Below are 9,429 nucleotides of genomic sequence, written 5' to 3'. Positions count from 1 at the left end.
GCCGGGCACAACGCTGAATCGCATAACCATAACGACATCGGCAGTTTTATACTTCGTATAAATGGAGAAACCATCCTTTGTGACCCTGGATCCGGGTTGTATGACAAAGACTATTTTTCGGGTAAACGATACAACAATGTTTTTGCTAACTCATACGGCCATAGCGTACCTGTGATCAACGGCAAACTCCAATCCCCGGGGTTAAAGTTTTATGGCAAGATCACAGAATTTTCACCTCAAAAGAAACGTATAATGATTGATTTCTCAAAATCATATGATGAACCTTCATTGACGTCGCTCAACCGTGAACTACAGTTACCAAAAATTGAAGATCCCGAAACGCCGGTATTTGTTTTAGAAGACAAATACGAATTTTTAGTTAAACCAGATAGTATAGAAGAAGGTTTTATTACACGTTTGCCGGTAAGAGTTACAGGTAATAATACCGTTGAGATTGATGGTAATAACATAATTGCAAAGTTAACAATCAAAACCCCGGAGAAGGTTAATATGCAGGTAAAAGATTTTGCGGAAGAACTTAAATCTAACCGTAAAACCGGCAGGTTGAGCCGTATATATTTTAATCTGCCCACCAACAAAAACCAGGTGGTTACAAGGATTGAGTTAAGAGTTACTCCTAAAAAGTAATCCCGCTATTCTTCCTTACTCTCACCCACAACCTTTTTATTATCTTGTACTTCAGCTGGTAATACCGGTTTAACATATCCTGTTTCATTTATTAACCGTTGCAGCTCGTCTTTCATCAAGTTCAGTTGTGTTGAGTGTTCGCTTTTCTCAGCAAGGTTGTTAAGTTCATTCGGATCTTTCACAAGATCGTATAACTCGTCAATATCTTGTATATCAGGATATGTTACATACTTCCACTCCTTCGTTCGAACTGCAAGTATTGACGGTATCTTAAACGCTTTTTCGTAATAATATTCATAGAAAAACGACTTCCGCCAGTTATCGACAACTTTACCTTCCATCAACGGCCGTGCTGAACGTCCCTGCATAGTATCAGGTACCGGTACGCCGGCAAAATCAAGAATTGTCGGTGCAAGGTCAATATTCAAAACAAAATCGTCTACTTTCACGTTCATACGTCCCAACTTGGGGTATTGAATAACTAACGGTATCCGCATAGACTCTTCGTATGCCCAGCGTTTATCTAAAAACCTGTGTTCGTACCATAGATATCCATTATCCCCGGCAAAAATTATCATTGTGTTATCAAGAACACCCAGTTTGTCAAGCTGTTCCACAACCTTATTGACACTATCATCCACTGCTGCGAGGCAACGGTGGTAGTTAATCATATCCTCACGCATATCAGCAATTGTTCTATCTCTCTTCACCCATCCGCGGGTAGTAGTGTTCTCCTCGTCATTCTTCCCTATACTCCATCCTACGGGAGGTAATGCAGGCGGTACAGTTTTTGTTCCTGTCGAAGTACCGATTGACATCAACCTTGAACTTAACCATTTACGCTGATTAACCGGCTTCCCGCTGAGGTCATCCCGGAAATTCGCAGGTTCCGGAATTTCTGCGTCAGCGTACAGTTTGGCGTATCGCGGAGGCGGTGTAAAAATATCGTGTACCGCCTTATGAGAGAGATACAGCATAAACGGTTTCCCATCCTGTTTTTGTGTATCCAGCCACTTAACTGCATACTCTGTCAGTACATCAGTGATATACCCTTCTTTCTCAAACTCTGTACCGTTTTCGTTTAAAACATTTTTTGTGTAATCACCCTGCCCCGTAAAACTTAACCAATAATCGAACCCGCGACGGGGACGGTTATTTTTAGCCATATGCCATTTACCGACATACGCCGTAGTATATCCGTTCTGCTGAAGTACCAGAGGATAGGTCAGTGTACCCGTCGAAATATCTGTCAAATCCCTGTTTCTCAATACCTGATGTTTATGCGCGTACTGGCCGGTAAGAAAACACGCGCGGCTGGGACCGCATAATGCTATAGTTACAAAACTATTATTGAACACCACGCCGTTACTCGCTAATTTATCAATATTCGGCGTTTTTGAGAACGGGTGGTTAGCATACCCGCAGGCATCCCACCGGAGGTCGTCGATAAGAATAAACACGATATTCGGCGGTTTAGGTTTTGATTCCACCTTTTTTTCTGCTGCACCGCACTCGCTTGGCGCGCGGTTAAAACTTAACAACGCGGACATCACACCCGCAGTACATACTTTACGCAAGTTCACTACCATAAAATTCCCTTCCATAAAAATATCCTAATTCTCCCCCCACACTTTTTTAGGTGAATACTCCCACGGCGGGGTTACCTTCGCATCGGGCGGTAAAGGTACAATGCCGTTGCGTAAAGGATCATTTGTACGTTCCATCCAGTTTACTAACCGTTCAGACAAGTCTTTCAACACTTTTTGATACTTTTTTTCTCCAGCAACGTTCCGGCGTTCCAAAGGATCGGTTTTAAGGTCGAACAACAACTCGGTAGGACGTAGTTTCGAGTAATACCCTTTTTTATAGTACACACTTTTGGATAACCCGTCGTCAGAGTTCGGCAGAAAAAAATATGGCCTTATATCAAACGACCGGATATATTTGTACCGTTTTGTACGTATCGCACGCATAGGGTCGTACGCCGCGTGGTACGAAAGTTCAGTAAATATTTCGTCATGTACTTCACGTTTATCCCCGCGAACTACAGGTAAAAGATTTTTACCCTGTACTTCCCTTGGTACTGGTATCCTGAGATATTCAAGTATGGTCGGAACAAGGTCAATATTCGAAGCTAACGCGTTTATCCGTTTACCACCGGAAAAATTTTTGGGATCACGGATTATCATAAATATGCCGGTCCCGGGGTCAAGTAACATCCCTTTTGCACCGGGGAAAGCAATCCCGTGGTCTGTTGTAATAACAACCATCGTATTTTTATCTAACCCTGTATCTCTTAACGTTTTCATCAGTACACCAACCATATCATCAAACTGTGTAAGTGAAACTTTGAACTCTGCAAAATCTTTCCTTACGTCAGGATGGTCAACTAAAAACTCCGGTACTTTTATATCCTTCGGAGTTTTGTGTATCACAGGGAACTCGCGATGAGTTTCTTTTGTCCCTACGGAAACAAAAAACGGTTGTTTTGGATTCTTTGATAAGTACTCTTTTACTAACATCACGATTTCGCCAGCATAACGTAGCTTACCTTTATAATACCGTTTATACCCTAACCGTTTTTCTTCCGTCAGATAAACATCAGGATTAACAATCTTGTTTTCGTGTTGAACACCAAAAAGGATAGTATCGTACCCGTTCTTTGCCATTATCCGCGGTAGATACTTAACTTCGGGGTTAAGACTGAACCCGCGATGCGCTAAACCATAAAGCCCGTTGTTATGCGGCATTATCCCGGAAAACATTGCCCCGCGAGACGGGCTGCATTGCGGCGCTGCGCAGTGGTAGTTGGTAAATATTACACCTTCCCGCGCAACAGCGTCGAGATTAGGCGTTTTCACTGGTTCGCCATAACATCCCAGCATTCTGCCGGTATCATGCGAAATTATGTGTAGTACATTTACCTTTTTATTCATTTGTCAGTTACTCTTCTTGTTTGTGTTTTATTCTCTTTATATTTTCAGCATGTATAGATGCGAACGATTCCAACCGTTTTTCCTGCAAAATAGTTATTGAGTGAGCAGTCATGCATACTAAAATTAATCTATTTATTTGCAATCCACACCGGCGAGGACCACACAATATCGCCTTCTGACTCGGTTACCCGTGCGTAATAAAAATCTTCAGGTTTACCTGATATCGCAGCGTCTTCGACTTCAATATCGAAATCAGGTTCTATCATATGCTCGCATTTCGCGTAAATAACTTCGTTGTTCTTCAAAATTTCGTACTTCACAACTTTTACAGCACTATGGATACGTAAAACAATTTTTCTTGGATATTGCGCGTAGCCTATAGAACCGGTATTACCCATGAAAATGTTATTAACAGTGAACCATATTACTGTCTTGTTATACGTAGTAGCATACACGCGCCGCGCAAAAATAGCATCCCACAACGATTCACGGGTAAGTTCTTTTGCCCATACTGCTATAAGCCCGCTGCGGTACTGTAATGTTGTAAACGGCCCGCTTTGCATCATTGACGATCCTGGGTTTCCCATATGCGTATCCGCTCCGGCGATAAACCCGAACTTATGCCCCAAAACAAGCATATCCTGTGCGTGATATCCCACAACTTCACCCCGTAACGGTCGGCGTGTACCGAAATATTCGCTGCACCCGTGTTTTGAGTACATCTCTACTACCGGCTGGTATTCTGCCGAAATGTCCGAATATACCAATCCTTTAGAATTGCGATTAACATATGCGTTCCACGCGATTGCGGGATGGTGCGGGATAACAAGTACTTTACGGTTTTTTATGTATCCCGACAAAATATCTGTTTTCCCATCCCATCCTTCCGGTGCGGTTAGCATCTCAGGATAATCTTCGAGATAGTAAAGATTACGATGACCGGATAATCCCGACGGTGCAAGTTCGAATCCGGGAAAAGTGACGAACCGGCCTGGGTTATTAAACTTCTTTGTTTTCCCAAGCGTGTATTTCCAACGGGGTTCCATTCGGCACATCAAAAAAAACGGTACCGCCGCGGCATGAACGCCGTATCTACCAATATTTTTTGTTCCCTCAGTATTACCGCCAAGGTTTTTTACACCGATCTGATGATCGGTAACCGCAGCGAAGTCAAGCACTGCGGTATCACGCGCAAATTTGTAATACCCTTCAATCGTTCCCCCTGCATCGTAGGACATCTCAGTATGCCCGTGTAGTTCGCCAAAGTACAAGTTATACGGGAAATCATCCGGCAATTTTACTGACGGATTCGATAAATACTCTGTTCCTTTATATCGCGTACACACACGGAAGTACGGTAGATCGCTATTTGGTATAAACGTAACCTTTTTATTCCCTCTGTCTTTCCGTGTAAACTCAATTATTTTCGGCACTTTTTTACCTATAGACAAATTTAGTACTGCAATTTTTCCTGTAAAGCTTATTAATCTGTTGCCATACTGGTCTTCTGCAACAATAGTTAACGTTACGGGCTTACCCTGACGGAAAGTCGGGGATAGATGGCACCGCAGAGCTGCGAAGTTATTGGCTCTCATTTCCACTGCGGGTGATGTCGCGATGAGTTTATTCTCTTCTTTTCTACAACACGGGACAAGCATCTGGTTAAACGCCTGTAACGGCGCGCGGATACCCGGGCATCCTTTACTGCGGTCACCAAAGATTAAAACTACTTTTGCTCCAACATCCAGCTGCCCTGTTTGGATAATTACTTGCGCAAACCGTTCACGTTTTGGATCAACTCTTGTTTGTACACTAACACCCGTTGGTATATTTACTGTTGTATACCCTTCCCTCTGCGGTTCGGTTACCTGCGGCAATGCAAACCCGAACGGTACACCAACCATCAACCCGTCCCCGGGAAGGACAGGTTTTGTCCCAACAACAACCTCTACGGTAAAAGTTATTACCTGCCCTGCTTTCACGCCATCAAGGCCGTGGACTGATATCTTGTCATTACACTCCGACAAATCGTAATAATTAAAGTTTTCGTAATTCTTAACTTTTTTCATCCTAACATCCTTCTCTTACTTTTTCCGTAAATATGCTCCATTTTGCATAAGTTCTTTTCTTAACTTCTGTACAACGATTTTTTGCGGGCTGACACCATCTCTTACCGCTATTGCAGCAGCTCGTCCCGCAGCTTCGCCAGTTGCCATACAGGTAGACATCACGCGGATTGCCGCTAACGCTTCATGTGTAGTCGATATACACCGCCCGGTAACAATAAGGTTGTTAATACCACGGGGTAATAGTGAACGATAGGGTATGTCATAACAATCGCCGCACCACTCAAGTGTTCCATCGTTATCGTTAGGATGGTGGATATCAATAGGATAACTCGCAACCGCTACAGCATCGCTAAACTTCCGGCAGGAAAGAAGGTCTTTACGGTTTAATACATACTTACCAACAATTCTCCGTGTTTCTCGTATCCCGAGGAACGGCGCGGTTTTCACGTATCTTGCGTTTTCAAACCCGGGAATATAGCCCTTGAGATACTTAACAATTTCTTTAATCTGCATCTGTGCAACCTTGGTCCCGTTTTCAATACTACGGGCTGACGTCCCGTCAACACCTTTAACGCGGGTCATGTTTATCCACACGTCGCCTTTCCGCAGGCCAGTAATAATGATAGTACGTTCGTTTGATATTTTTATACCGTGTTTTTGTGCGTCAACGACTTGTTTGCGTAACCCTACGACTATAAACCGTTTATGTTGTGCAAAATATCTTGCGGGGATATAGTCCGTGGAGTATACTTTATTATTTCTTGCAATAGCATACCTTAGTTTGTCAGTGTTTACGCCCGACATTTTGAACATCAACGTCGGAGGTTGCATTCCTCCGGTTTCGTCACTACCTTTTTTGCAGGGAACGCCGGAATAGTACGCGACATCACCGTTACCAGTAGAGTCAATAACTACCGGTGCGACAAACTTTATCCGCTTGTTTTTCTGTACTACAGTAATACTATTAATGATTCCCTTTTTTTTCGCAACATTCCCGCTGAACTTTGTGTGTAAGTACGTTTTAACACCATAATCTTTCAACATTTTCAATGCTACATTACTCACTGTTTCGGGTTCAATAAAAGTAATACTTACATGCAAAGGACATGGTTGGTGCTGGCTCGCAGCATTGACTTTTCTTAGGCGATCAATAAACTTTTGCGGTAACCCTTTTATTATCGGTACACGCTTTTCACTGAGGAAACCCAATATCGGAATACCTATATTGAGGTTTCCTCCGAGATAACCCCTGCTTTCAACCAGTGCAACAGTGAGTTTCTTGCTATTCTTCCTGTTACCTGACGCTGCAGCTGTTGCAGCAATAATTCCCGCGGGGCCGCCACCAACTACTAAAACGTCTACTACAACTGTTTTTGTATCAGATTGCTTGTTCAACATCGTATCGTCTTAAACTCCTTTGTATTTACAAACTTCAATTTTAACAAGTCAAAAAAACCGGGAATTATATTATTACTTATTCTTCATCCGTGCCAATATCTTCTCGTTCGTAAGTTCACGGAGAACGTCCGATGCTACCCATCTAGGCCCTTTACACTCCGTTTTTTGTATTTCCTTCGCACAATCTATAGCCAGCTTATTCAACCTGAGATTACGTTTCCCGATTTGTCTTAACGCCCAGCTAACCGCTTTTTTTACATAGTTACGGTTATCCTCAGAACCCGATTTGATAATACCGAAGTACTGAATAAACTTTTCATCCGTCGACTTTTTATCATGGCACGCAATATATGCGATCAGTGAATACGCTGCGCGTTTAACAAACTCTTCCTCCCTGCGTGACCATTCATACACTTTTTTCTCAGCAAAGGATACTTTATCAAACACAGTACTGCATACCTGATCACATACGTCCCACGCAGCAAAACAGTTAACCCACCTATCCGCCTGGGATTCAGTAACTTCCGCTGGATTTTCTATCAAAGCTGCGAGGATCATAGCATCCGGTATACCGGTATCCCAAAGTTTCAGCGCTAACCCATGATTTTTACCAACACTTTTCCCGAGTTTACGCAGATTAGGCATTGAAACCCCCAACCTGTTTTCACCGGTAAGGCCAAACCTTGCCATCGCAGCGATTTGGTCAGGCTGCGCGTTAGACTTTAACAATTTCATCACTTGTTCTAACGTAAAAACTTGTTTACTTTGTTTCATTACCCATAATCCTGTATAAAGATATCAACTTAAACTTCCAATAATTTTCTTAATAGTCTCGCGGTTGGAGAACAATGCGCAACCCGTCGATGTTTCCTTAAGTTTCCCTTCATCCTCACGGATAATCTTAAGAAACCTTGACTGTAACGCTTCACTAAGCTCCACCTTGCGCAGGTTAGAATCAGAATACGGCGCGAACGGGCATGGCTCCACATCGCCATATGGGTTTATATGCACAAACCCGCGGCCCGCTGCTATACACCCTCCAAACATTTCTTCATCCCCGGGAAATGATATGAATAAAGCAGGAAACTGTTTCCGGCATAATGCCATAAACTTTACTATACCGCTTTTTTGCTCTATTGTTGTCACCAGAGTTTCACTTTTCCCGTCAACAGGGACATAGTCAACATAAACAAAAGCTTTACACCCAATATCCACTAATGTATTAACATAATTTTCTGAGGTAACAACATGATAATTTTCTTTAGTCACCGTAATTGATGTACCAAAAAATACCTTTTTCTTATTCAACATCATCATCGTCTCAACGATTTGATTGAATGTACCCACCCCGCGGCGCGCGTCGGTAAACCGTTCCCCTCCTTCGATACTGATTATCGGGACAACGTTATTCATGTGTTTTAACTTCCCTGCCAATGTTTTGGTTATTATCAACCCGTTTGTAAATACCGGGAAAAGTGTTTGCCGGTAACGTTCAGTAATATCAAATAGCTGTTTGTTCATCAACGGTTCCCCACCGGACAAAAGAACTATGCCGATGCCAAGTTTTTCCGCTTGGGAAAGTATACTGTCAATTTCATCGTTAGTAAGAACTTTACGCGCGAGCCCAGTACCTTCTATCGTATGTCCGTGCTGTAGTTTTGAGTAACACCCGGGACAGTTGAGGTTGCATTCCGGGGTAACACTAAAAATCATAAACGCAGGGACTGGGATACCAAGTTTTTTTGCATATCTTTTCCTTCGTTGCGCAAACCGTTCCTGGCAACGAAGATAGTAAAACATTGCGCCGGCAAGTAGAAGATTCTTCCCCAAAACCTTTTGCGCATCGGTAAACAACGATGTTATTGTTGAATTAAGAATACTTTCCGAACTAATTTTACTCACTACTTCCTTCCTTCCACCAACTTCTTAAGTTCCTCCCGGCGTTTACGGTAATGGATAATCGGCAAGTCTCCAGGGAAAAGTTCTTCCCCCATCTGCAACGCTGTAACTTTCGGTACTTGCGTATGTACTACGTGCCGGTCCTGATGCGCTACTTTGAGGTTAAACGGCATAGCGAGCCACGAGAACAGTTTGCCCAACGTTTTACCTTTTACCATATTTTGGTAAAACCGCATATAGAGTATTGTATTATTCTCATCGACCGGAGCAAAAGCGATAAGAATACGGATTTTGTCGTTTATATGGTTTTCCCAAAGGTTAGGGAAGATGAATTCCAGTTTGAACTGGTTAATATTTTTTTGTGGTAACTCCGCAGCTTTCTTTGCAACCGTCCCGTCTTCTTTCCGCATATATACATACACGTAAAACTTTTTGTCGCTAACCTTGTCCACCACCGGCCCGTCGATAATCGTGCGGCA

Annotated in this window: 8 protein-coding genes; 1 reads left to right on the top strand and 7 read right to left on the bottom strand. The window is 42.9% G+C overall.

Annotated features, from left to right (window positions below; all coding sequences use genetic code 11):
- A partial coding sequence (locus WC955_12135) for a heparinase II/III family protein (GenBank protein ID MFA5859801.1) occupies window positions 1-648 on the top strand: 648 nt, incomplete at its 5' end.
- 5 nt (window positions 649-653) lie between these two features.
- On the opposite strand, the gene WC955_12130 is transcribed toward WC955_12135, so the two are convergent.
- The 7 genes from WC955_12130 to WC955_12100 all read right to left on the bottom strand — a co-directional run.
- Window positions 654-2,252 carry a sulfatase gene (locus tag WC955_12130; GenBank protein MFA5859800.1) on the bottom strand — a complete coding sequence of 533 codons (1,599 nt, stop codon included), beginning with the start codon at window positions 2,250-2,252 and terminating at the stop codon, window positions 654-656.
- Window positions 2,253-2,261: 9 nt separating this feature from the next.
- A complete protein-coding gene (locus WC955_12125) occupies window positions 2,262-3,584 on the bottom strand; it encodes a sulfatase (protein ID MFA5859799.1) in 1,323 nt (440 codons plus the stop codon).
- Between the two features lie 128 nt (window positions 3,585-3,712).
- Window positions 3,713-5,653, bottom strand: coding sequence for a DUF3604 domain-containing protein (locus WC955_12120; protein ID MFA5859798.1), 1,941 nt, complete (start codon window positions 5,651-5,653; stop codon window positions 3,713-3,715).
- A gap of 15 nt (window positions 5,654-5,668) precedes the next feature.
- Window positions 5,669-7,051 carry an FAD-dependent oxidoreductase gene (locus tag WC955_12115; protein ID MFA5859797.1) on the bottom strand — a complete coding sequence of 461 codons (1,383 nt, stop codon included), beginning with the start codon at window positions 7,049-7,051 and terminating at the stop codon, window positions 5,669-5,671.
- A gap of 72 nt (window positions 7,052-7,123) precedes the next feature.
- Entirely contained in the window at window positions 7,124-7,825 is a 702-nt protein-coding gene (locus tag WC955_12110; GenBank protein MFA5859796.1) for a DNA alkylation repair protein, read from the bottom strand.
- Window positions 7,826-7,849: 24 nt separating this feature from the next.
- Entirely contained in the window at window positions 7,850-8,953 is a 1,104-nt protein-coding gene (locus tag WC955_12105) for a radical SAM protein (GenBank protein ID MFA5859795.1), read from the bottom strand.
- The coding region (locus WC955_12100) for an aromatic ring-hydroxylating dioxygenase subunit alpha (GenBank protein MFA5859794.1) at window positions 8,953-9,429 on the bottom strand (477 nt) is incomplete at its 5' end. The genes WC955_12100 and WC955_12105, both read right to left, overlap by 1 nt.

It is taken from the genome of Elusimicrobiota bacterium, assembly GCA_041658405.1.
Taxonomy (GTDB): Bacteria; Elusimicrobiota; UBA5214; order JBBAAG01; family JBBAAG01; genus JBBAAG01.
The sequence above is the reverse complement of the archived record's forward strand: the minus strand, read 5'-3'. Positions and strand labels throughout refer to the sequence as shown.